Origin of the sequence: Cupriavidus sp. Agwp_2, assembly GCF_040784895.1 — a bacterium.
GTDB lineage: Bacteria > Pseudomonadota > Gammaproteobacteria > Burkholderiales > Burkholderiaceae > Cupriavidus.
The window spans coordinates 1,284,975-1,307,727 of record NZ_CP088083.1; the positions used below are offsets into that span (position 1 = coordinate 1,284,975).

A 22,753-nucleotide genomic window follows, 5' to 3' on the forward strand; every position below is an offset into this window, starting at 1 on the left:
TTTCTTCTTGAGGTAACGCAACATCGCTACGGACAAAGGTCATCGCATCAACCGGGAAATCAGCGCGCCTGAGCTGCGCCTGGTAGGGGTTGATAACGAGCAGCTCGGCATCGTCAAGTTCATGGACGCTCTGCGGCTGGCTGAGGACAAGGACTTGGACCTGGTGGAGATCGCCCCGAACGCGACTCCTCCCGTCGCCCGGATCATGGATTACGGGAAGTTCAAGTACGAGGAAGCCAAGCGCGCCCACGAGGCCAAGCTGAAGCAGAAAATCATCCAGGTCAAGGAAGTCAAGTTCCGGCCGGGTACGGATGATGGCGACTACAACGTCAAGCTGCGCAACCTGAAGCGCTTCCTGGAAGATGGCGACAAGACCAAGATCACGCTGCGGTTCCGTGGTCGCGAGATGGCGCACCAGGAAATCGGCGCGCGCATGCTCGAACGCCTGAAGGCGGACCTGGAAGAAATCGGCCAGGTCGAGCAAATGCCGAAGATGGAAGGGCGCCAGATGGTGATGGTGCTCGCTCCCAAGAAGAAGAAGTAATTCTTGCACGGTGCAGCGGCCGGGATGCCAGTGCATCCCGGCGTTGCTTCGTGCGGAAGTCGCGCGTGCCCTGCAAGGGGTGTCGTGCAACAACAAGTGGATGCGGGTCTTGCAAGCGTCGGCGTGAGCCGTCCACCTGCATGCATGTCATATGAGCTGGAGTTTTTCATGCCGAAGATGAAGACGAAGAAAAGCGCTTCCAAGCGCTTTACTGCCCGTCCGAACGGTTCGTTCAAGCGTGGCCAGGCCTTCAAGCGTCACATCCTGACCAAGAAGACCACCAAGAACAAGCGTCAACTGCGCGGCACTCAGGACGTCCATGAGACGAACCTGAAGTCGGTGCGCGCGATGATGCCTTACGCATAACCCCTGACGATAACGAAAGGAGAATTACATGCCTCGAGTAAAGCGTGGGGTCACTGCACGGGCCCGTCACAAGAAAGTCATCGATGCTGCCAAGGGTTACCGCGGCCGTCGCAATAATGTCTATCGCATCGCCAAGCAGGCGGTCATGCGTGCTGGCCAGTACGCGTACCGCGATCGCCGCAACAAGAAGCGCGTGTTCCGCGCTCTGTGGATTGCGCGTATCAATGCCGCGACGCGTGAGCATGGCATGACCTACAGCGTGTTCATGAACGGCCTGAAGAAGGCCTCGATTGAGCTGGACCGCAAGGTGCTGTCGGACATGGCTATTCACGACAAGCCTGCCTTTGCCGCCATCGTCAACCAGGTGAAAGCCACCGTTGCCTGATGCCGGCTGCGGTAGCGCATAAGCGCTGCCGGGCAAGCACCGACCGCAAGGTCGACCGCTGACCGCAAGGTCTGCTGAAACGGGGCTCCTCACCGAGCCCCGTTTTTATTTGCGTTTCCGCATACCGTTTTGTGCTTGTTATCGGGACGGCATCCGGAAACGCATACCGCACGTAGTGCCAACCCACGTCGAGCCGGCTTTGTTTTTTTGACATTGTTCCGCCGACGTCAGAACACTCCACGACCGCCGCCATGTCTCAGGATCTGGACCAAATCGTCGCTGACGCCCAGGCCGCTTTCGCCGCCGCCAATGACAACGCCACGCTGGAAAACGAAAAGGCCCGCTTCCTGGGCAAGACCGGCGCGCTGACCGAACTGCTCAAGGGCCTCGGCAAGCTCGACCCGGAGACCCGCAAGAGCGAGGGCGCGCGTATCAACCAGGTCAAGCAGCAGGTGGAAGCCGCGCTGCAGGCGCGACGCCAGGCGCTGGCCGACGCGCTGATGAACGCGCGCCTGGCCGCCGAAGCCATCGACGTCACGCTGCCCGGCCGTGCGGTTGCCGGCGGCAGCCTGCATCCGGTGATGCGCACGTGGGAGCGTGTCGAGCAGATCTTTGGCTCGATCGGCTTCGACGTGGCCGACGGCCCCGAGATCGAAACCGACTGGATGAACTTCACCGCGCTGAACAACCCGGACAACCATCCGGCGCGTTCGATGCAGGATACGTTCTACGTCGATGGCCGCGACAGCGACGACAAGCTCCTGCTGTTGCGCACGCACACCAGCCCGATGCAGGTCCGCTACGCCAAGATGCACGTGGAGAAGTACGCCGGCAAGCCGATGCCGCCGATCAAGGTGATCTGCCCGGGCCGTACCTACCGCGTCGACAGCGATGCCACCCACTCGCCGATGTTCAACCAGGTCGAAGGCCTGTGGATCGGCGAGGACGTCAGCTTTGCCGACCTGAAGGGCGCGTACACCGACTTCCTGCGCAAGTTCTTCGAGCGCGATGACATCCAGGTGCGCTTCCGTCCGTCGTACTTCCCGTTCACCGAGCCGTCTGCCGAAATCGACATGGCCTTCGGCAATGGGAAATGGCTGGAAATTTCCGGTTCGGGCCAGGTGCACCCGAACGTGCTGCGCAACATGGGCCTCGATCCCGAGCGCTATATCGGTTTCGCGTTCGGCTCCGGCCTGGAGCGCCTGACCATGCTGCGCTATGGCATCAACGACCTGCGCCTGTTCTTCGAGGGCGACGTGCGCTTCCTGCGCCAGTTCGCCTGATAAGGCGCGCCGTCAAACTCGTCACCGACTACACAGAATACTTACCGGATCAGAAGCGCCATGCAATTCTCGGAATCCTGGCTTCGCACCTTCGCCAACCCTGAAAAGATTTCCACCGACGCGCTGTCGCACAGCCTGACCATGGCCGGGCTCGAAGTGGAAGAGGTGGGCCCGGTCGCGCCGCCGTTCGACAAGGTGGTGGTCGCGCACGTGCTGTCGACCGAGCGCCATCCCAACGCCGACCGCCTCAACGTGTGCCAGGTCGATGCCGGCACCGGCGAGACCCTGCAGATCGTTTGCGGTGCGCCCAACGTCAAGCCCGGCATCAAGGTGCCGTGCGCGCTGGTCGGCGCGGTGCTGCCGCCGGCAGAGGACGGCGGCAACCCGTTCGAGATCAAGGTCGGCAAGCTGCGTGGCGTGGACAGCTACGGCATGCTGTGCTCGGCGCGCGAACTGAAACTGTCCGAAGACCACGGCGGCCTGATGGTGCTGCCGGAAGACGCGGTGGTCGGCCAGAACATCCGCGAACACCTGAACCTGGACGACCAGGTCTTCGTCATCAAGCTGACGCCGAACAAGGCCGACTGCCTGTCGATCCATGGCGTGGCGCGCGAGGTGTCGGCGCTGACCGGTGCCGCGCTGAACCTGCCTGACATGTCGCCGGTGCCGGTGACGCTCCAGGACAAGCTGCCGGTCAAGGTGTCGGCGCCCGACCTGTGCGGTCGCTTCTCCGGCCGTATTATCCGCGGCGTCAACGCACGTGCCGCCACGCCGCAGTGGATGGTGCAGCGCCTGGAGCGCTCGGGGCAGCGCAGCGTGTCCGCGCTGGTCGATATCTCGAACTACGTGATGCTGGAACTGGGCCGTCCGTCGCACGTGTTCGACCTGCACAAGATCCACGGCGGCCTCGACGTGCGCTGGGGCCGCAAGGGCGAGCAGATCAAGCTGCTGAACGGCAACACCATCGAGGTCGACGACCAGGTCGGCGTAATCGCTGACGACAAGGAAATCGAGAGCCTGGCCGGCATCATGGGCGGCGACAGCACTGCCGTCACGCTGGACACCACCGACATCTACCTCGAAGCCGCATTCTGGTGGCCGGCCGCGATCCAGGGCCGCAGCCGCCGCTACAACTTCTCGACCGACGCCGGACATCGCTTCGAACGCGGCGTGGACTACGCCACCACTGTCGAGCATATCGAGCGCATCACCGCGCTCATCCTCGAGATCTGCGGCGGCCAGGCCGGCCCGGTGGATGACCACGTGGTCAACCTGCCGGTGCGCAAGCCGGTCAGCCTGCGCGTGGCGCGCGCCGAGCGCGTGCTCGGCATCGAGCTGTCGCCGGCAGTGATCGCCGACGTGTTCCAGCGCCTGCAGCTGCCGTTCACGCGCTCTCAAGGCGCCGAAGGCGAAGTTTTCGAAGTCACGCCGCCGAGCTACCGTTTCGACATCGAGATCGAGGAAGACCTGATCGAGGAAGTCGCGCGTATCTACGGCTTCGAGCGCATCCCGGCGCGTCCGCCAGTCGCCGAAAGCGAAATGCGCCCGACCAACGAGGCTCGCCGCTCGACGCATGTGGTGCGCCACGCGCTGGCTGCGCGCGACTACCAGGAAGTCATCAACTTCGCCTTCGTCGAAGAGAAGTGGGAACGCGACTTCGCTGCCAACGACAAGCCGATCCGGCTGCTGAACCCGATCGCCAGCCAGCTGGCCGTGATGCGTTCGTCGCTGGTCGGCGGCCTGGTCGAAAAGGTGCGCTACAACCTGAACCGCAAGGCCGCGCGCGTGCGCCTGTTCGAGGTGGGCCGCGTGTTCCATCGCGACGAGAACGTGAAGGACGGCGGCCTGACGGTGGCCGGTTACCACCAGCCGATGATGGCCGCGGGCATCGCCTACGGCCCGGCGTTTGAAGAGCAGTGGGGCATCGCCACGCGCAATGTCGACTTCTTCGATGTGAAGGGCGATGTCGAAGCACTGTTCCATCCGCGCGTGCCGCGCTTCGAGCCGGTGTCACACCCGGCGCTGCATCCTGGCCGCGCCGCGCGCGTGCTGGTCGATGGCAAGCCGGTTGGCGTCGTCGGCGAGCTGCATCCGCGCTGGCTGCAGGAATACGAACTGCAGCACGCACCGGTGCTGTTCGAACTGCAGCTCGACGCGCTGCGCGAGACCGGCCTGCCCGCGTACACCGAGGTCTCCAAGTTCCCCGCTGCCGTGCGCGACCTGGCGGTGGTGGTGAAGCAATCGGTACGCGTGCAGGACATGCTCGACGCCATGCGCGCGGCGCTGGAAAAGCAGGGCTATGGCCGCTTCTGCCAGGGCCTGGTGCTGTTCGACGAGTTCCGTCCCAAGGCCGCTTCCGCCGCCATTGGCGCGGACGAGAAAAGCCTTGCGTTCCGGGTGACCTTGCAAGATACTGGGTCGACCCTCCAGGACGAAACCGTCGACAGCGCAGTGCGCTGCATGGTCGACGCGCTGACAGAGGCCTTCCAGGCCCGGCTGCGCGGCTAGACCGACATCACCAGCGACGGCTTTACGATAAACAAGGGCGCCCGAGCCTGGCCTCGGGCGGATCGCCAGACAGACACTTGAGCGATCGACATGAATGATCGAGACGCGAATTCCATGACCGCTGCAGCACTGGGTGACATGAGCGACCGGCAGGCTTCCACCCTTGACGACGCGACGCCGGATACCCGCGCGCCCGAAGTTCCTACGCTGACCAAGGCCGAACTTGCCGAGATGCTGTTCGACCAGGTCGGCCTGAACAAGCGCGAATCCAAGGACATGGTCGAAGCCTTCTTCGACGTCATCCGCGAAGCGCTGGAGCACGGCGACAGCGTCAAGCTGTCCGGCTTCGGCAACTTCCAGTTGCGCGACAAGCCGCAGCGGCCCGGGCGCAATCCCAAGACCGGTGAAGTGATTCCGATCACCGCGCGCAGGGTCGTGACGTTCCACGCCAGCCAGAAGCTCAAGGGCCTGGTGGAAGAACGCGCGGACATCGCCGGCTGACGCGTCACCGCCTCACCCGAAAGGCGGATTGCTTCGGCAGGCCTGCATCGGTATCCTTCTGGGCGCGCAAAGCCTTGCGCGCCAACCTCATGGCCGGCATGGCCTGACGCTCGTCTACACACCGCATGTCGGACAAATCCAGCGAACGCATCGCCTTGCCGCCGATCCCGGCCAAGCGCTACTTCACCATCGGTGAGGTGAGCGAGCTTTGCGCCGTCAAGCCGCATGTCCTGCGCTACTGGGAGCAGGAGTTCACGCAGCTCAAGCCGGTCAAGCGCCGCGGCAACCGCCGCTACTACCAGCACCATGAAGTGCTGCTGATCCGGCGCATCCGCGAACTGCTGTACGAGCAGGGCTTCACCATCAACGGCGCGCGCAACCGGCTCGACGAAGGCCGCCATCACACTGCCGCGGCGCCGGAAACCGCCGACGAAAGCCGCGAGGAAAGCCCGGCAGCGCTGTCGATCGATGTGGCCGGTTTGCGCAATGAACTGGTCGAGGTACAGCACCTGCTCGCACAACTACGCGAGATCGCGAAGCAGGGATAATTTGTGCCTCGGGAGCTAGTCATGCACGAAATGCTTCTGATATAATCTTCTTCTTTCGGGGCGTAGCGCAGCCTGGTAGCGTACCTGCATGGGGTGCAGGTGGTCGGAGGTTCAAATCCTCTCGCCCCGACCAGACAAGAAACCCGCTTGGTGAATGCCAGGCGGGTTTTTTCATTGTGCGTCTTGTTCGCAGCGATGCGATCTTCTTTTGCTTCAGCTTTGCAACGCTTCCCCATGCGGTCCCACGGTGGAAGGCGATGAGGCGTAACGCTTTGATACACCCTCTGACAGCGGCTGTTGTTATGCTCAGCGACTTCATGCGCAGGTCGTTCTTATGGCACGCACGTTCATTACTCGATTCCTCATCCTCTCCTGCCTGGTCGCCTCACCTGTCACTCACGCAGGCGGCGAGTACAAGGAGAAATTTCGCAGTGGTCCGTGCAAGATCGAACGCGAGGTCAAGCGCGATGGCGAGTACAAGGAAGAGCGCAAGTGCAAAGGCGGTCCGCGCGGCTATGAGCACAAGGAAAAGTACCGCGACGGTCCATGCCTGATCGAGCGTAAATGGGACGACGACGGAGAATATGAAGAGAAGGTCGAATGCAAGCGGTCATGAACGCGTGACCTGCGCCGTAACCGGCTCCGCATTGCGCCTATAGTGGATGCTCTGGCTGCGGCCATGGCATGACAGGATGATGGCGTCCTGTCGCAATGACGGAGGACGGGATGTCGGACAAGGACCATGGGATGGGGATTGCCGGTACCACCTGCATCGCGCTGGCGGTGGCGGGGCTTGCGCTGACCGCGTCGTTGATTCTCGCTTACTATGCGACGCGGTCGCGCATCGAGGGCTTGTATCTCGGTGGCGGCGGGCAGGAGTCCGCTGGCGAGTAGTCCGGTATTACCCTTTGATATCGGGCGGGTCATTACCGAAGCTGTTGCGCAGGCGGATCTGACCGTCGCGGCCGTGAATCAGCAGTTCGACGCGCAGTTGCTTCGCTTTCTCCGTGCCCGCAGCGATGGCGTCTTCCTGCGACGCAAACAGTTGGCGCCCGCCGGCACCGCCTTCGGATTCGATTGCCCAGCCGTGTTCGACGGGAACGACATGGATGTTGTTGCCTGGCATGGAGATCTCCGGTTGTGTCGATGCAGCCAGTCTCGGCGCGCTCGCGGGGCGCCGGTATCCGTCTTCGTCCGACAGCCATGTGCCGCGCGCAAGACTCCCGGTTACGGGGCTGGCTCGGGCTCGGCGCGGTAGGCGGACCAGTAGTAGTGCGTGTACCGCCCATGGCGCGCCTGCTTCTTTTCGATGAACAGCCGTACGGTGCCGGCGTGCCCGGCCTCGAGCAGCACTTCGCGGTGGCCAGGGCCGTCGCGAGTGGCCGGTCCGAGCGTGCCCAGCGCGGCGGCAATGTAGTGGCCGGGGATGCGGCCCAGGATGCCGTTGGCCCCGGGAACCGGATAGCTGTCGGGCGCCGCCGCCGGCATGTGGCAACGGGAAGCGAGCTTGTTGTTGCCCATCGGTCAGGGCCTGCCAGGACTGATGCTGATGACATCCCGGGTCACGTCCAGGAGCGGCAGGTGACCGTAGGCGCGCAGCCGGCGGATATCCTCGCGGGCCGAGGCCGGCATGCCGGGGCGGCACGATAACGCCCTGGAGCTGATCTGGAAGGTGCCGCAGCAGGGACAGGTGTAGCGGTAGCCGCGTGGCGCGGCGCGCAGGCGCTCGGCGGCGGCGCCGCAAACGGGGCAGTTGGCGGGTTCGGGTGACATTGGCGCACAGGAAAAATACTGTATGGATATACAGTATAGCGCTGCTGCGCGGACTGTCGGCGGAAAAAGCGGTGGGATACCAGGGTTCTTCGCTGATGGGGGCGCGGCGTGGCGGCGTAGACTGGCGCAGCAGTCCTGACCGGCCCGCCCGCACCCCGCCGTGGCGGGCTGTTTTTTTGCCAGGGGCTAACGCGAGAGCCGGCGAAACAGGGAGTGATGGGCGCTTGCCAGGCCGGCAAGCGCGGCGGGATCCGCTAGTTCGAACTCGCTGAACTGGAAGGCCGGTGCCACGGTGCAGCCGACCAGCGCAAAGTCGACGTTGTCCCCCAGGTCCACGCGTTCCGCGGCAAACCATCGGCCGGCTGGAACTATCGCCTGGAAGGTTGCGCCGGCGTGGCGCAACGGGTCGCCGAGACGTTGCGTGACAATGCCGCCGTCGACAATGCTGTGCAAGTCTACCGGCGAGCCGCGGTGGAAGTGCCACAACTCGTCGGAACGGATGCGGTGCCAGGCGGAATAGTCGTTGCCACAAAGCATGTAGTAGATCGCCGTGCTGGCTTCGCGCATACGCTGGTCGGCACACACGACCCGTTCTGCGCTGCGGTAGGTCTCGCGATAGAAGCCGCCTTCGGGGTGCGGCTTCAGGTCAAGGGTGCGGATCAGTTCGCTGGCGGCAAGGCTGCGGTCTGGCATGTTGGCGTCGGCAGGGCATGGTGTTGGCGGAAGCCTAGCTTAAAGCAGGGCGAAGCGGGCCTGCGCGGGGCCGACCAGCACCGGGCGGCTGACCGGGTAGCGGTGGTGCGTGCCGTGCGTCTCGAATGAGAGGAAATCGGGTGTCCAGCGCAGCGACCGGAGCAGGTCCGGCTCGATGCCGTGGACGATGATGGCGCCCGCGTCAACGCTGACGCTGCCGCAGGGCAGGCGCAGGGATTCAGCATCGTCGCCGAAGTAGAAGGCCTCAAGCAGGATGGAATCGGACTGGTACAGGGGCATATGGCAAGGACCATGCGGCAGCGCGGCCAGCGGCAGGACGCCTGTCGGATTACTGTATGGATATACAGTATAGTCGCCGCCAGTGGTTCGGTCACGCCCGGATTCTTATTTCAGGAGGCTGGTGCGCCGCAGTGGCCTTCTTCCGGATTGGTATAACCTGAAACCAACACCGCGCACGCTGCCAGTGTCTTGCGCAGGTGACAGGATTGCCGGCAGGGGCCAATGACAGGGGATGCCGATGGAGTGTGGAAGCAGGGCTTGCTGGTTTGGCCTGGGCGTGGCGCTTGGCGCGGCGCTGGGCGGCGCTTGCGTGGCGCTGGTGCGGGCAAGTCCGGCGCGAGGCGGGTCGAACCCCCGGGCGGATGCACCGGTGGTGCCATCCGATGCCAGCGCCGACCGGGCGCTGACCGATGACGCGACCGACGTGGTCGAGTATCGCGGCTTTGTGGTCCACGTGTTTTGCCACGCGCTGGGGCCGGGACGTTTCAAGGCCTTGTGCGACATTTGGGAATCTGGCGCAGTCGTGCTGGAAGGCGGTGCGCCGCCGACCACGCATGCCACGCCGGAGGATGCCCGCACCGCGGCGATATCATGGGCGCGGCAGTGGGTGCAACGAAATGGCTGAGCGGTTCGCTGTCGAGGCCTTGATTATCAATTTTCAGGAGAGTTCATGTTTGTTTGTGGGAACCAGGCTTGCGGCGCGCGCTGGGAGCCGGACGAGGTGCAGATCCGCAACGAAGGGCAGGGGCCGGTGTTCCGCTGCCCGCAGTGCGGCGCCCGCAACCACGTCCAGGCCCGTACCGCGCGCGATGGCACCACGGTCTACCGGCAGGTAGCTGCGAAGCCGGCAGCGCGATAGCCGTATCGGCGTCGCAAGCCTGTGCGCACCCCACGCATGTGGGGTCAAATTCACATGGCTGCCGACTTAAGCTCGCTCCGGCGGGACCGTTAAACACAAAATGGACTTTGCCGACTTTCCTCAAGACTCCGCTTCCAATGCTGAACGCATGGGCTGGGCGAATGCTTCCCCGGAAGTCATCGCCAAGGTATTGAATTCGGCGCTGGCGGCGCAGGACCTGTCCGGGTTTGCCGCGCTGCTGTCTGATATCGCGCGCGACCGCGGCCTCAAGGGGCAGCGCGCCGCGCACCAGTCGATCTACGACATGCCCTATGCCAGCCTGCTGCCCCGGCAGAAGCACCTGTTGTCAGATGCCTTCGACCTGCTGGTGCTGCTCGGGCTGGAGTTGCGCGCCCGCGGGGCCGATGATGGCCTCGACACGGACATCGAAGAAGACAGCGACGACGATGCCGCGCATGCCGCGGACGCTGGCGAGTAAGCCCGGCGCGCCCGCCGCGCTCGCCGACTTGCCCGCCCCACGGCTGGCGCGCTAGCCGCGCTCCAGCATCCCGATCTCGCGCACCGCGACCGACAGCATCGACAGCCCCGCCGCGCCCGACGCGCGCTGGTCGGCCAGCATGCGCGTAAAGCGTTCCAGCGCACCATGGCGGCTGGTACGCCAGGCATCGATCATTGCTTCCGGAGACTCCAGCTCGCCGGGCTGCGACAACACGCTGACCGTCAATGCACGCTTGAGCCGGCCCAGGTCTTCCAGCGTGGTCGTGCGCGCCAGCAGGTCCCAGTGCGTGTCCGAAGGCAGCGCCAGCGCACGCTCGCGCAGCCAGCTGAAGCTCAGGTGGCTGTCCAGCGCGAAATACACCCCCGCGACCAGGTCGAGGCTGCGCTCGCACGCATTCGCCACTTCGGCGATATCCAGTGCCGCCGCGGAAATCTCGCTGCCGGCCACGCGCAAGGCCAGCACCTCGTCGACACCGGCATCGGAGAAGGTCCTGGCATGTTCCGCCAGCGCCGCCGCATCGGCCGGCGGCAGCAGTTGCGGCAACTGCGGCACCAGCCACTGCGCCGCCTGCGTAAAGCGCGCCAGTTGGGCGCCGGCCTGGCCGCCGCCGCGCAGATAGCGGATAAACCACAGGCAGGCTCGCTCCAGCAGCACCGCCACCTCGCCGAACATGCGCGCCTGCTCGGCATCGGGCACGCGGTTGTCCAGCGCATCGATCTCCTGCCACAGTGCGGTCAGCCCGAACACGTCGCGCGCAATCAGGCAGGCCCGCACGATGTCGGCCGGGCGCGCGTCGGTTTCTTCCATGATCCGGTGCACGAAGGTCGCGCCGATGCGGTTGACCAGCATATTGGTCAGGTGCGTCGACAGGATCTCGCGCCGCAGCGGATGGCGATGCATGGCTTCGCCATGGCGCTGGCGCAGCGGCACCGGGAAGTAGTCGGCCAGCAGGCCGCCGACCAGCGGGTCTTCGGGTACGTCGGAATCGAGCAGCGCGTCGTACAGCCACATCTTGCTGTACGCCAGCAGCACCGCGCGCTCGGGCGACGTGAGCCCTTCGCTGGCCAGCTTGCGCTCGGCGATCTCTTCGTCGGACGGCAGGAATTCCAGCGCGCGGTTCAGCCGCCCGGCGCGCTCCAGCCAGCGCACCAGCCGCGCCTCGCCATCGAGCAGCGGCGCGGCGTGGCGCCCGGCCACCGACAAAGCCTGGGTCTGGTAGTAGTTGTCCTGCAGCACCAGCAGGCCGACCTCGTCGGTCATCTCGGCCAGCAGCTTGTTGCGCTGCTTCTCGGTCATCTCGCCGTCGGCCATCACCAGGCCCAGCAGGATCTTGATATTGACCTCGTGGTCGGAGCAGTCCACGCCGGCGGAGTTGTCGATCGCATCGGTGTTGATGCGGCCGCCCTTGCGCGCGAACTCGATGCGCCCCAGCTGGGTAAAGCCCAGGTTGCCGCCTTCGCCGACCACCTTGCAGCGCAGTTCGTTGCCGTTGACGCGCACCGCGTCGTTGGTGCGGTCGCCGGCCTGCAGGTGTGTTTCCTGGCTCGACTTGACGTAGGTGCCGATGCCGCCGTTGTAGAGCAGGTCGACCGGCGCCATCAGGATGGCGTGGATCAGCTCGGCCGGCGACAGCGCGCTGGCCGTGATGCCGAGCACCGCCTGCACCTGCGGCGTCAGCGCGATGGTCTTGGCCGTGCGCGGGAAGATGCCGCCGCCAGCGGAGATCAGCGTGGCGTCGTAGTCGGCCCAGCTCGAGCGCGGCAGGCTGAACAGCCGCGTGCGTTCTTCCAGCGTGCGCGCGGGATCCGGATCGGGGTCGAGGAAGATGTGACGGTGGTCGAAGGCGGCTACCAGCTTGATATGCGGCGACAACAGCATGCCGTTGCCGAACACATCGCCCGACATGTCGCCGACGCCGGCCACGGTGAAGTCCGTGGTCTGGATATCGACGCCCATCTCGCGGAAATGCCGCTTGACCGACTCCCACGCGCCGCGCGCGGTGATGCCCATCTTCTTGTGGTCGTAGCCGACCGAGCCGCCGGAGGCAAAGGCATCGTCCAGCCAGAAGCCATACTCGGCGGAAATCGCGTTGGCGAAGTCGGAGAACGTCGCGGTGCCCTTGTCGGCGGCGACCACTAGGTAGGGATCGTTGTCGTCATGCCGCACCACGTCGGGTGGGGGCACCAGCTGGCCGCCGACAAGGTTGTCGGTCAGGTCCAGCAGCCCGCGCAGGAAGGTCTGGTAGCAGGCGATGCCTTCCTGCAGGAACGCATCGCGGTCGGTCGGCGGAGGCGGGCGCTTGACCACGAAACCGCCCTTGGAGCCCACCGGCACGATTACTGTGTTCTTGACCATCTGCGCCTTCATCAGCCCCAGCACCTCGGTGCGGAAGTCTTCGCGGCGATCGGACCAGCGCAGCCCGCCGCGCGCCACGCGGCCGCCGCGCAGGTGCACGCCCTCGACGCGCGGCGAGTAGACCCAGATCTCGAACATCGGCCGCGGCTCGGGCAGCCCCGGCACCAGCGCCGGGTTGAACTTGAACGACACATAGGGACGCGGCTGGCCGTCCTCGCTGCGGTGGAAATAGTTGGTGCGCACCGTGGCCTGGATCACGCCCAGAAAGAGCCGCAGGATGCGGTCCTCGTCGAGGTTGGGCACCTTGTCGAGCGCGGCTTCGATATCCGCCAGCAGCTTGTCGCAGCGTGCCTGGCGCGCGGTGTCGGCAGCCACCTGGCTGACGGTGTCGAAGCGCGCGATGAACAGCGCGACCAGCATCGCCGCGATGCCCGCATTGCCGGTCAGCGCGCGTTCGATATAGGCATCGCTGAAGGTCGAGCCGACCTGGCGCAAGTAGCGCGCGTAGGCGCGCAGGATGGTGACATCGCGTGCGGCCATTTCGGCGCGCAGCACCAGCCGGTTGAGGTCGTCGTTCTCGATTTCACCGTGCCAGGCGCGCGCAAAGGCGTCTTCGAACAGTGCCTTGACGCGCGCGATATCGAAATCCGCCGCGCCGCCGCTGTCCGCGATCTCCAGCCCGAAGTCATGCACCCACACCGGCGCGCCGGTATCGGGCTCGATCAGGTACGGACGCTCTTCGTCCACCCGCACGCCCAGGTGTTCGAGCATGGGCAGGCTGTGCGATAGCGCGATCGGCTCGCCTGCGCGGTAGACCTTGAAGCGGAAAGCGCCCGGCGCGGCCTCGATCGGCCGGTACAGGTTCATGGCCATGCCGCACGCGCTGTCGTTGGCGCGCAGCGCGTGCTCCATCAGCTCGATGTCGCGCACCGCGGTCCGGGCAGGGTAGTCTTCGCGGTAGCCTGCGGGAAACGAGGTGCCATAGCGCTGCAGCAGCCGGTTGCCTTGTTCTTCGCCGTGGCTCTCGTGCAGCGCTTCGGCGAGGTCGTCCTGCCAGCGGCGGCTGGCGTGGACGATACGCTGCTCCAGTTCGGCGGTATCGACATGCGGCATCGTGCCGGGCTCGCCGCGCACGGTCAGCTGGATGCGCGCCAGCGGCGATTCCGACAGCAGCGGCGTGAATTCGCAACTGGTGCCGTGGAAGGCCGCGGTCAGCAGCTTCTGGATCTTCTGGCGCAGGTCGGTGTTGTACTTGTCACGCGGCACGAACACCAGGCACGAGACAAAGCGGTCGAAGCGGTCGCGTCGCACGAACAGCCGCGTGCGCTGGTGTTCCTGCAGCCGCAGGATGCCGATGGTGATGTCGAAAAGTTCGTCCTCGCTCGCCTGGAACAGTTCGTCGCGCGGATATTGCTCGAGGATCGTGACCAGCGACTTGTACAGGTGACCCTTGGTGAGGAAGCCGGCGCGTGCCAGGATATTGGCGCACTTGCGCCGCACCAGCGGAATCTCGGCGATCGGCGCCATGTAGGCGGTAGACGTGTACAGCCCCACGAAGCGGCGCTCGCCGAACAGCTGGCCCTGTGCATCCAGCAGCTTGACGCCGACATAGTCGAGATAGCCCGGCCGGTGCACGCTGGCGCGCGAGTTGGCCTTGGTGACGAAGATAGGCGAGGGTCCCTCGATGATGGCGGTGGCCGCGGCGGGCAGCGGCGTCAGGTCCTGCGCGTCCGGCTCGCGCAGGCTCTCGCGCAGGATGCCCGCGCCAGAGCCCGGCACGCCGCGCAGGAAATAACGCCCTTCCTGCGCCACCAGCTGGTAGTCGCGCTGGCCGAGGAAGGAGAAATGGTCGTCCATCATCCATTCCAGGAAGGCGCGGGCCTCGGTGCTGTCGGGCGAGGCGGCATCCGGTGCCTGCGCCAGCGCGGCGATGGTGGCCTGGGTGATGTCGCACATTGCAGGCCAGTCTTCGACCGCGGCCCGCACGTCGCCCAGCACGCGCGCGATACCGCTGCGCAGCGCTTCCAGCCGCGCGGCCTCGCCGCTGCGGTCGACCTCGAAGTGGATGAAGGATTCCAGGCGTGAATTGTCGCCGGGCTCGCCGGCGCCGCCCAGGGCGATGCGCTCGATGCCGCCGGTGGCGCTACGCCAGACGCGGAACACCGGGTGGATCGCCGAATGCAACGCCAGCCCTTGCCGGTTGATCTCCATGGTCACGGAGTCGACCAGGAAGGGCATGTCATCGTTGACGATCTCGACCACGGTATGGTCGGAATGCCAGCCATGCTCTTCCAGGGTGGGATTGTAGATGCGGATGCGCGCGCTGCCCGGGACGAACTTCTGCGCGGTCTGCCAGTGCGCCATCACGGCGCCATACAGGTCGTCGACCTCGCGGTGCAGCAGGTCGTCGGCGTCGGCCTGGTCGTAGTAGTGCCGCAGGAAGGGCTCGGCAGCGCCAAACGTGGCCGCCGGCAGCCGCTCCCGAGCGAAGGCAAGCAGTTCGTCCAGCAGGTGCGCGACTTTGTCTTCGTTCTCCTGCGGCATGATCCCTCCTCGCGGTATCGATGGACGACGCGGCCAGTGCGGCCCGCGCGGCAACAACGCCGCCCGGTCCGGCATGTGCCGGGGCATGCTCATACTTTAGGAAAAATCAGCGGACCTGGCGGGACAAAGTCGCGAAGAAAGCGAACGATCCGGACAGTTCGGCCGGTCCACCTGCAAGGGAGGCGGCAACCGGCCCTGGCGCGCGCGTCAGAAGCGTGCGCTGGCGAGGGTAGGACAGGACGCCGGGCGATGCGCAACCGGCAACAGTCCCGTGCAGGGAACGACGGACGCCGGCACGCCGGCCGGCGTGGCGGTCCCGGCGGCATTGGCCAGCTTGTCCTGGCGCGCGGCTTCGCCGCCCACGCGGATCTGGCGCGTGGTGTGATCGTTCAGCCGGATCTTCATCCGTTCCAGCAGGCTGCCCAGCGCCACGCGCTCCTGCGGGCTGAACGGTGCCACCGACACGCTGTGCAGCGCGCTGAGCGCCTGCGAGGCGCGTTCGAGGCGGCTCACGGCGGTGTCGGCGATGCGCGGCGTAATGGCCTCGGCATACTCGATCCAGCCGTCGCGACGCAGTTCATGCAGCAGCAGTTCAGACTGCGGGACATCGATCGGCATGGCGCCCGGCAAGGGGGCGCCGCGCACGAAGTCGCCACGCCGGACCGCGCGCAGCAACAACCATTTGGCGTAAGTCAGGCCAGAGGCGGAGAGGGTCTGCTCCAGGGCGTCTTGCCAGGCGGTAACGGCGTCGACCAGTGCAAGGACGACCGGCTCGTTGGGTTCGAGAGGTCTCGGCTGCATGAATGGCGTCTCCTGATTTTTAAAAATGCCGCCACTACGATGCTGCGGGCACCCGTCACGCTGTTGCAACGGGTTGCTGGGCCGAGCATGGCCGGCCCGGGCGGCACGGTTGCAGGACCTCTCTGGCGGGCCCGTTCAACCGATGAGGCGAGACACTACCAGAAACTTTTGCCATTTTTGTGACATTGCGGGTATGTCCTGAGGCACCAGGCGCAGTGAGTGGTGCGCGCGCCCCCGGTAGCGGCAACTGCCATGAAGAAAGTGACTGGAATCCATGACTTTAAATCGCAGCCGGAATATAGGCAGCTGGCTACACTGCCAGCCGGAGACCCCGCAAGCCAGCCTGCAGTGACGCGAGGCACGGGGCGAGCGGCACGGGCAAGGGCCTGCGCCGCCAGACCGGAGATCACGATGGACAAGGAACGCATTCGCCTGGCCAGGCTGCATGACAAGGTAGTCTCGGCCGACGAAGCCGCCGCGCTGATCCGCGACGGCATGACCGTAGGCATGAGCGGGTTCACCCGCGCGGGCGACTGCAAGGAAGTCCCGTTCGCGCTGGCGCGGCGCGCGGCGACCGAGCCGCTGCGCATTACGCTGATGACGGGCGCCTCGCTCGGCAACGACATCGACCGCGTCCTGGCCGAGGCCAACGTGATCGCGCGCCGCCTGCCATTCCAGTCCGATGCCACGCTGCGCCGCAAGATCAACGCCGGCGAGGTGATGTTCATCGACCAGCACCTGTCCGAAACCGTCGAGCAGCTGCGTTCCGGCCAGATCGCGCCGGTCGACGTCGCGGTGGTCGAGGCCGTCGCGATCACCGAGCAGGGCGGCATCATCCCCAGCACCTCGGTGGGCAATTCGGCCAGCTTTGCCATGCTCGCGCGCAAGGTGATCGTCGAGATCAACATGAACATGCCGCTGGAGCTGGAAGGCCTGCATGACATCTATTTCCCGGTCCAGCGCCCGTACCGCCAGCCGATCCCGCTGATCGCCACCGAGCAACGCATCGGCCTGCCGTACATTCCGATCGATCCGGAGAAGATCGCCGCCATCGTCATCACCGCCAGGGACGACAGCCCGTCGAACGCGCTGCCGCCGGACGACGAGACGCGCAACATCGCCGGCCACCTCAATGACTTCCTGCTGCGCGAAGTGCGCGCGGGCAAGCTGTCGCCGTCGCTGCAGCCGCTGCAGGCCGGCATCGGCACCATTGCCAACGCCGTGCTGCATGGGCTGGTCGATTCACCGTTCCGCGACCTGAAAATGTATTCCGAGGTGCTGCAGGACAGCACCATCGAGTTGCTCGATGCGGGCCGGCTGTCGTTCGCCTCGGCATCGTCGGTGACGCTGACGCGCGAGGTCTACCAGCGCTTCCTGTCGAACCTGGACCGCTACCGTTCGCGGCTGCTGCTGCGCCCCCAGGAAATCAGCAACCATCCCGAGATCCTGCGCCGGCTGGGGCTGATCACCATCAACACGGCGCTGGAGTGCGACATCTACGGCAACGTCAATTCCACGCACGTGGGCGGCACGCACATGATGAACGGCATCGGCGGCTCCGGCGACTTTGCGCGCAATGCGCACCTGTCGGTGTTCGTGACCAAGTCGGTGGCCAAGGGTGGCGATGTCTCGAGCATCGTGCCGATGGTGGCGCACGTGGACCACACCGAGCACGACGTCGACATCATCGTCACTGAGCATGGCCTGGCCGACCTGCGCGGGCTGGCGCCGCGCGAGCGCGCCTGCACCATCATTGCCAATTGCGCCGATCCGCAATACCGTGAGCTGCTCGGCGACTATTTCCGCCGCGCCAGCGCCCACGGCGGCCAGACGCCGCACCTGCTGGAAGAGGCGCTGTCCTGGCATGTCGGCTTCCGCGATCGCCGCACGATGCAGCCCGCACGGCCGGCGCAGGCGCTGGCTGCCTGACAGAGACCGCCAAGCCAAAGTAAAACAGCCCGCCGAAGCGGGCTGTTTTACTTGGCAACTGCAGGCTTACTGCGCCTTGCTGCCCTGGCTGGCGGGCGCCTTGGCGCCATCGGTGTACGTGTCGAACTTGCCGGCCTTGGCACCGTCGGTGTACGGATCATACTTGCCGGCCTTGGCACCATCGGTGTTCGGGTCGAACTTCTTGCCCGAACTGGTCAGGTCGGAGCGGGTCGACTTCTTGGCGCCGTCGGTGTAGGGGTCGAACTTGCCCGACTTAGCAGGGTTCTGGTTCGGACTGGCCTGCTTCTTGGTGTGGCTGCCGCCGTAGAGGTCGCCGCCCTCGGTGTAGTTCTTCTGCGCATAAACCTGCGTCGCGCCCACAGCGGCGAGTGCTGCAATGATCAGGGTCGAAACGGTCTTCTTCAGCATCTGTCTTATCCTCGCGAATATCGGCAGCGCAGCGCCTGTGCGATGCCGGGTTTGGGGCCGAGCGTGGTCCGGCATGCGGCCGGCCGTGTGGCGGATCACCCAGCTAATGTACCGAGTTGGCGCGTGTCCGCAAAGTGAAAGTTTCTTCCAGGGATATTGAAACGCTTGGGTGGGCGTAGCGTCCTGTCCTGGATCAAGATCCGGCCGATGGGTCAGAACTTTCGAGCCAGGCAGTGTCGCTATCGGCACCTTTGGTGGCGTCCGGATGAAAAAACGGCTGCCATGCGGCAGCCGTTCGATGGCCCCTCGTCCTGGCGCCGGTTATTCCAGCGTGATGTTCTGGTCATGCGCAATCTTCTTGCGCAGGTCGAGTTCGCGCTTGATCTGCGCGGTGTACTGGGCCGAGGTATTGCCGTCGGTGTAGGCGCCGCTTTCAGCCAGGCGGCGCTTCACGTTCGGGTCCTGCAGTGCCTTGACCGCGGCAGCGTGCACGCGCGTGAGGATGGCCGCGGGCGTGCCGGCCGGCGCTACCAGGCCGTACCAGGCCATGTTGTTCATGTCCTTCATGCCGGCTTCGGCAAAGGTCGGCACGTCGGGCAGGCCCTCGACGCGCTTGGGTGCCGCCACCGCCAGCGCACGCAGCTTGCCGGCCTGGATATGGGGCATCGACGACGGCAGGTTGTCGAACTGCGCGTTGACCTGGCCGGCCAGCGTGTCGTTCAGCGCCGGGCCCGATCCGCGATAGGGGATATGGACCATGTCGGTCTTGGTGATGTCCTTGAACAGCTCGCCATCCAGATGCGAGATGCTGCCCTTGCCGGCGGAAGCGTAGCTGTATTTGCCCGGGTTGGCCTTCAGCAGCGCAACGAATTCCTTCAGCGTCTTGGCCGGCACCTTCGGGTTCACCGTCAGCACGTTTGGCACGTTGACCAGGTTGGTGATCGGCGCGAAATCCTTGAGCGGGTCGTACGGGTTCTTCGGATTGGTGGCCGGGTTGGTCGCCATGGTGCTGACCGTGGCGATGCCCAGCGTGTAGCCGTCCGGTGCGGACTTGGCCAGCGCGTCGGCACCGATCGCGCCACCGCCGCCGCCGCGGTTTTCCACCACCACCGGCTGGCCCAGTTCACGGCCCAGGGCGTCGGAGACCGAGCGCGCGACGATGTCGGTGGTGCCGCCGGCCGCGAACGGGACGATCAGGCGGATCGGCTTGGTGGGGTAGGACTGCGCCTGGGCAAAGCCGGCGTACGCCAGGCCGATGGCTGCGACGCAGGCGGCTGCGCCTGCTTTGTTGACTGCTTTCAAGGATGCCTCCGTTCTTCTTTCACTGATTGCTTGCCAGGCGGGCTGCAGGCGTTTTCTCGGGCGCAGATTTATCGCGCGCCCCGCGCCGTCAGTCTTCCCGCGCCGGCCGACCCGGCCGCGCCAGGGTGCGGCAGCGGCCTGCACGCCGCCATCGTTCCGCGATACGGAACTATGTTCCACGACGTGTGCGGGAGCGATTCAACCGGGAAAGCGCGCGCAATGGAATTGGTGACAACCCGCGTATCAAGAAAACGGCGGCCGTGCCGTATGGGTGAACCCGGCTTGCACAAGCGTAGGTGGGGCCTGGAACGGACTGGCGAGCGGAAACAAAAAGAAATGAAAAAAGCCGGAAGCAAGCTTCCGGCTTTTCATGAATTCGCTGGTGGGGCGTGAGTGACTCGAACACTCGACCTACGGATTAAGAGTCCGCTGCTCTACCAACTGAGCTAACGCCCCAACGAAGAAAAAGATTGTAGCAAGGTATCTGATGCGACGCAAGACCCTTTCGCCATTTTTTGCGAAGGCGGGCTGCGGCAGGGCACACGCCCGCCGCTACAATGCGGCACGTCCCGATACCCTGCCAGCCCATGCACGCCAGAGTCCTGCGCTACCTCGACGAGGTTGTCCGCCGCGGTTCGATCCGCAAGGCGGCCGAGCACCTGCACGTGGCGCCGACGGCCGTGAACCGGCAGATCCTCGACCTCGAAGCCGAACTGGGGGCGCCACTGTTCGAACGCATCAACAAACGGCTGCGCCTGACGCCGCTGGGCGAGATGGTGCTGGCCCACGTCCGTCAGACGCTGCGCGAGCATGATGCCCTGCGCGAGCGCATCGAAGAGTTCAAGGGCGCTCGCCGCGGCGACGTCACCGTGGCGGTCACCGCGGGGCTGGCCGGCTCGCTGATGCCGTCGCTGGTGCATGCCTTCCGCCAGCGCTACCCGGGCATCGTCGTGCGCGTGAACGACCTGCCGGTTGCCGATATCGTCGCGGCGGTCGAGCAGGGCGATGCCGATCTCGGGCTTGGCTACGATTTGCCGGAGCTGCCCGCCTTTCGTGCGCTGGCCACCAGCGACTGGCAGATCGGCGCGGTGGTGCCGCCAGGCCATGCGCTGGCGGCGCAGCCGTCGGTGCTGCTGAGCGAGTGCGTCGGCTATCCGCTGATCCTGCCCGCGCCATCGCTGTCGATCCGCGCGCTGCTGGACGCCGCCTTCTCCCGCAATGCCATCGAGGTGTCGCCGGTGGCCGAATCGACCTCGACCGTGCTGATCCGCCAGCTGGTCATGCTCGGCACGGGCGTGGCGCTGCTGAATCCGCTCGATGTCATGGAGGAGCGCGCGCGGCAGGCGCTGGTGTATGTGCCGCTGCGCGACCGCCACTTGCAGGGCCAGACGCTGACGCTGGTGGCGCGTGCGCGCGGCACGCTCAGCGCGGCCGCGGAGCTGATGGCCGAACGCATCGGCGATGCACTGGCCACGTTGTTCGCCCAGGCTCGTTAGTGAGGGTGGTGCCGGTGTCCACTTTTTGTGGACACGGTGGTCGGAATTCCATGCTTAGGCGCGAGCAACCCTTCGCCTTAGACTGGCGGCATCTGTCCCCACGAACCGAAGGAATGCCACCATGACCCTGATTGCCCTGAACGCCGACGTACTCGTCACGATGGATGCGCAGCGCCGCGAGATCCGCGACGGCGCGCTGGTCGCCGAAGGGCCGGCGGTGCAATGGGTTGGCCCTACCAACGAACTGCCGCCCCAATACCGCCGCATGGTCGACGACGGCAGCGCGCAGGTGCTCGACATGCGCGGCCGCGTGGTGACGCCCGGCCTGGTCAACACGCACCACCACATGTACCAGAGCCTGACGCGAGCCGTGCCCGCCGCGCAGGATGCCGAGCTGTTCTCGTGGCTGACCAACCTGTACATGCTGTGGTCGCACCTGACGCCGGAAATGATCGCCGTGTCGACGAAGACCGCGATGGCCGAGCTGATGCTGTCCGGTTGCACCACCACCAGCGATCACCTCTACCTGTTCCCCAACGGTTCGCGCCTGGACGATTCGATCGGCGCAGCGCAGGAGATGGGCATGCGCTTCCACGCCGCGCGCGGCTCGATGAGCGTGGGCCGCAGCAAGGGCGGCCTGCCGCCCGACGTGGTGGTGGAAGACGAGGCCGCGATCCTGAGCGACAGCCAGCGGCTGGTCGAGCAATACCACGACAGCGCGCGCCATGCCATGCTGCGTGTCGTGCTGGCGCCGTGCTCGCCGTTCTCGGTATCGCGCGACCTGATGCGTGAGTCGGCCGTGATGGCGCGGCACTACGGCGTGTCGCTGCACACCCACCTGGCCGAGAACGACAACGACATCGCGTACTCGCGAGAGAAGTTCGGCCTGACGCCGGCGCAATATGCCGAGGATCTGGGCTGGGTCGGACACGACGTGTGGCACGCGCACTGCGTCAAGCTCGACGAAGAGGGTATCGCGCTGTTCGCGCGTACCGGCACCGGCGTGGCGCATTGCCCGTGCTCGAACATGCGCCTCGCCTCCGGCATTGCGCCGGTGCGGGCGATGCGCGATGCCGGCGTGCCGGTCGGGCTGGGCGTCGACGGCAGCGCGTCAAACGATGGCGCGCACATGCTGGGCGAAGCGCGCCAGGCCATGTTGCTGCAGCGCGTCGGCTACGGCCCGGCTGCGATGAGCGCGCGCGAGGCACTGGAGATCGCCACGCTGGGCGGCGCACGCGTGCTCAACCGCGACGATATCGGCGCGCTCGCACCGGGCATGTCGGCGGACTTCGTCGCCTTCGATATGTCAGGAGTGGGCTTTGCCGGCGGCGGCCACGACCCGGTCGCTTCGCTGGTGTTCTGCACCCCGGCCAATGTCGCGGCGAGCGTGATCAACGGCCGCGAAGTGGTGCGCGATGGCGTGTTGCTGACGGCGGACCTGCCCAGCGTGCTGACGCGGCATCGCGCGCTGGCGCGCACGCTGTTCGAGCGCGCCAGCGTGGGTGCCTGACCGCGCCGGGATGGACTGCCGCGGGCATGCGTTGCCTGCCCGCGGCAGTTTTCGAAGCGATCGGAACGAAAAGCGGAGCGGGGAAAAGCAAAAGGCCGGAAGCATTGCTGCTTCCGGCCTTTCTGTAT

The 22,753-nt window shown here is 65.7% G+C and carries 24 protein-coding genes and 2 tRNA genes; 16 read left to right on the top strand and 10 right to left on the bottom strand.

Features of this window, described 5'->3' with window-relative positions; genetic code table 11:
• The first annotated feature begins 22 nt into the window (after nucleotides 1-22).
• From infC to LPA45_RS06055, 10 genes are all read left to right on the top strand, one after another.
• Complete coding sequence (gene infC, locus LPA45_RS06010) at nucleotides 23-544, top strand: translation initiation factor IF-3 (protein WP_081479471.1); 522 nt, start codon at nucleotides 23-25, stop codon at nucleotides 542-544.
• A 168-nt stretch (nucleotides 545-712) separates the two neighbouring features.
• Nucleotides 713-910, top strand: coding sequence for a 50S ribosomal protein L35 (gene rpmI, locus LPA45_RS06015; protein WP_006575466.1), 198 nt, complete (start codon nucleotides 713-715; stop codon nucleotides 908-910).
• Between the two features lie 28 nt (nucleotides 911-938).
• Nucleotides 939-1,295 (top strand): 50S ribosomal protein L20, encoded by a 357-nt coding sequence (gene rplT / locus LPA45_RS06020; protein ID WP_008650487.1) that lies wholly within the window; start codon nucleotides 939-941, stop codon nucleotides 1,293-1,295.
• A gap of 251 nt (nucleotides 1,296-1,546) precedes the next feature.
• Nucleotides 1,547-2,578, top strand: a complete 1,032-nt coding sequence (gene pheS / locus LPA45_RS06025) for a phenylalanine--tRNA ligase subunit alpha (protein WP_116317725.1) — start codon at nucleotides 1,547-1,549, stop codon at nucleotides 2,576-2,578.
• 60 nt (nucleotides 2,579-2,638) lie between these two features.
• Nucleotides 2,639-5,086 (top strand): phenylalanine--tRNA ligase subunit beta, encoded by a 2,448-nt coding sequence (gene pheT, locus LPA45_RS06030; RefSeq protein ID WP_116317726.1) that lies wholly within the window; start codon nucleotides 2,639-2,641, stop codon nucleotides 5,084-5,086.
• A gap of 90 nt (nucleotides 5,087-5,176) precedes the next feature.
• Nucleotides 5,177-5,587, top strand: coding sequence for an integration host factor subunit alpha (locus tag LPA45_RS06035; RefSeq protein WP_116317727.1), 411 nt, complete (start codon nucleotides 5,177-5,179; stop codon nucleotides 5,585-5,587).
• A gap of 125 nt (nucleotides 5,588-5,712) precedes the next feature.
• The gene (locus LPA45_RS06040; protein WP_116317728.1) at nucleotides 5,713-6,135 is read left to right on the top strand and encodes a MerR family transcriptional regulator; all 423 of its coding nucleotides are present in this window, start codon (nucleotides 5,713-5,715) and stop codon (nucleotides 6,133-6,135) included.
• A gap of 56 nt (nucleotides 6,136-6,191) precedes the next feature.
• Nucleotides 6,192-6,268: transfer RNA gene (locus tag LPA45_RS06045), tRNA-Pro, on the top strand.
• 201 nt (nucleotides 6,269-6,469) lie between these two features.
• Nucleotides 6,470-6,751 (top strand): hypothetical protein, encoded by a 282-nt coding sequence (locus LPA45_RS06050; protein ID WP_317921239.1) that lies wholly within the window; start codon nucleotides 6,470-6,472, stop codon nucleotides 6,749-6,751.
• A gap of 110 nt (nucleotides 6,752-6,861) precedes the next feature.
• Nucleotides 6,862-7,029, top strand: a complete 168-nt coding sequence (locus tag LPA45_RS06055; RefSeq protein WP_158577635.1) for a hypothetical protein — start codon at nucleotides 6,862-6,864, stop codon at nucleotides 7,027-7,029.
• A gap of 7 nt (nucleotides 7,030-7,036) precedes the next feature.
• Here the strand turns inward: LPA45_RS06055 and LPA45_RS06060 are convergent, their stop codons facing one another.
• The 5 genes from LPA45_RS06060 to LPA45_RS06080 form a co-directional block, all read right to left on the bottom strand.
• On the bottom strand, nucleotides 7,037-7,261 hold the full coding sequence (locus tag LPA45_RS06060) for a DUF2188 domain-containing protein (RefSeq protein ID WP_116317730.1): 225 nt from the start codon (nucleotides 7,259-7,261) through the stop codon (nucleotides 7,037-7,039).
• A 101-nt stretch (nucleotides 7,262-7,362) separates the two neighbouring features.
• Nucleotides 7,363-7,656, bottom strand: coding sequence for a hypothetical protein (locus LPA45_RS06065; protein ID WP_317921242.1), 294 nt, complete (start codon nucleotides 7,654-7,656; stop codon nucleotides 7,363-7,365).
• Nucleotides 7,657-7,659: 3 nt separating this feature from the next.
• Complete coding sequence (locus LPA45_RS06070) at nucleotides 7,660-7,908, bottom strand: hypothetical protein (RefSeq protein WP_317921243.1); 249 nt, start codon at nucleotides 7,906-7,908, stop codon at nucleotides 7,660-7,662.
• A 186-nt stretch (nucleotides 7,909-8,094) separates the two neighbouring features.
• On the bottom strand, nucleotides 8,095-8,601 hold the full coding sequence (locus LPA45_RS06075) for a cupin domain-containing protein (RefSeq protein ID WP_317921244.1): 507 nt from the start codon (nucleotides 8,599-8,601) through the stop codon (nucleotides 8,095-8,097).
• Between the two features lie 39 nt (nucleotides 8,602-8,640).
• Nucleotides 8,641-8,901 (bottom strand): hypothetical protein, encoded by a 261-nt coding sequence (locus LPA45_RS06080; protein ID WP_116317734.1) that lies wholly within the window; start codon nucleotides 8,899-8,901, stop codon nucleotides 8,641-8,643.
• Between the two features lie 238 nt (nucleotides 8,902-9,139).
• Between LPA45_RS06080 and LPA45_RS06085 the strand changes: the two genes are divergently transcribed.
• The 3 genes from LPA45_RS06085 (at nucleotide 9,140) to LPA45_RS06095 (ending at nucleotide 10,238) form a co-directional block, all read left to right on the top strand.
• On the top strand, nucleotides 9,140-9,526 hold the full coding sequence (locus tag LPA45_RS06085) for a hypothetical protein (protein ID WP_317921245.1): 387 nt from the start codon (nucleotides 9,140-9,142) through the stop codon (nucleotides 9,524-9,526).
• Between the two features lie 45 nt (nucleotides 9,527-9,571).
• Entirely contained in the window at nucleotides 9,572-9,760 is a 189-nt protein-coding gene (locus LPA45_RS06090; protein WP_116317735.1) for a hypothetical protein, read from the top strand.
• 100 nt (nucleotides 9,761-9,860) lie between these two features.
• The gene (locus LPA45_RS06095; RefSeq protein WP_116317736.1) at nucleotides 9,861-10,238 is read left to right on the top strand and encodes a hypothetical protein; all 378 of its coding nucleotides are present in this window, start codon (nucleotides 9,861-9,863) and stop codon (nucleotides 10,236-10,238) included.
• Between the two features lie 51 nt (nucleotides 10,239-10,289).
• Here LPA45_RS06095 and LPA45_RS06100 read toward each other — a convergent pair whose 3' ends face one another.
• Together LPA45_RS06100 and LPA45_RS06105 are read right to left on the bottom strand one after the other, a co-directional pair.
• Nucleotides 10,290-15,158 (bottom strand): NAD-glutamate dehydrogenase, encoded by a 4,869-nt coding sequence (locus tag LPA45_RS06100; RefSeq protein ID WP_367394989.1) that lies wholly within the window; start codon nucleotides 15,156-15,158, stop codon nucleotides 10,290-10,292.
• Between the two features lie 207 nt (nucleotides 15,159-15,365).
• Nucleotides 15,366-15,959 (bottom strand): MarR family transcriptional regulator, encoded by a 594-nt coding sequence (locus LPA45_RS06105; RefSeq protein WP_317921248.1) that lies wholly within the window; start codon nucleotides 15,957-15,959, stop codon nucleotides 15,366-15,368.
• Between the two features lie 411 nt (nucleotides 15,960-16,370).
• Between LPA45_RS06105 and LPA45_RS06110 the strand changes: the two genes are divergently transcribed.
• Nucleotides 16,371-17,888 (top strand): acetyl-CoA hydrolase/transferase family protein, encoded by a 1,518-nt coding sequence (locus LPA45_RS06110; protein ID WP_317921249.1) that lies wholly within the window; start codon nucleotides 16,371-16,373, stop codon nucleotides 17,886-17,888.
• A 66-nt stretch (nucleotides 17,889-17,954) separates the two neighbouring features.
• On the opposite strand, the gene LPA45_RS06115 is transcribed toward LPA45_RS06110, so the two are convergent.
• From LPA45_RS06115 to LPA45_RS06125, 3 genes are all read right to left on the bottom strand, one after another.
• Nucleotides 17,955-18,317, bottom strand: a complete 363-nt coding sequence (locus LPA45_RS06115) for a hypothetical protein (protein WP_116317740.1) — start codon at nucleotides 18,315-18,317, stop codon at nucleotides 17,955-17,957.
• 321 nt (nucleotides 18,318-18,638) lie between these two features.
• Nucleotides 18,639-19,619 (bottom strand): tripartite tricarboxylate transporter substrate binding protein BugE, encoded by a 981-nt coding sequence (locus LPA45_RS06120; RefSeq protein WP_116317741.1) that lies wholly within the window; start codon nucleotides 19,617-19,619, stop codon nucleotides 18,639-18,641.
• A 380-nt stretch (nucleotides 19,620-19,999) separates the two neighbouring features.
• A tRNA-Lys gene (locus tag LPA45_RS06125) sits at nucleotides 20,000-20,075 on the bottom strand.
• Nucleotides 20,076-20,206: 131 nt separating this feature from the next.
• Between LPA45_RS06125 and LPA45_RS06130 the strand changes: the two genes are divergently transcribed.
• Together LPA45_RS06130 and LPA45_RS06135 are read left to right on the top strand one after the other, a co-directional pair.
• Nucleotides 20,207-21,115, top strand: coding sequence for a LysR family transcriptional regulator (locus LPA45_RS06130; protein WP_317921991.1), 909 nt, complete (start codon nucleotides 20,207-20,209; stop codon nucleotides 21,113-21,115).
• Nucleotides 21,116-21,236: 121 nt separating this feature from the next.
• Nucleotides 21,237-22,625, top strand: a complete 1,389-nt coding sequence (locus tag LPA45_RS06135; protein ID WP_317921993.1) for an 8-oxoguanine deaminase — start codon at nucleotides 21,237-21,239, stop codon at nucleotides 22,623-22,625.
• The last annotated feature ends 128 nt before the right edge of the window (nucleotides 22,626-22,753 follow it).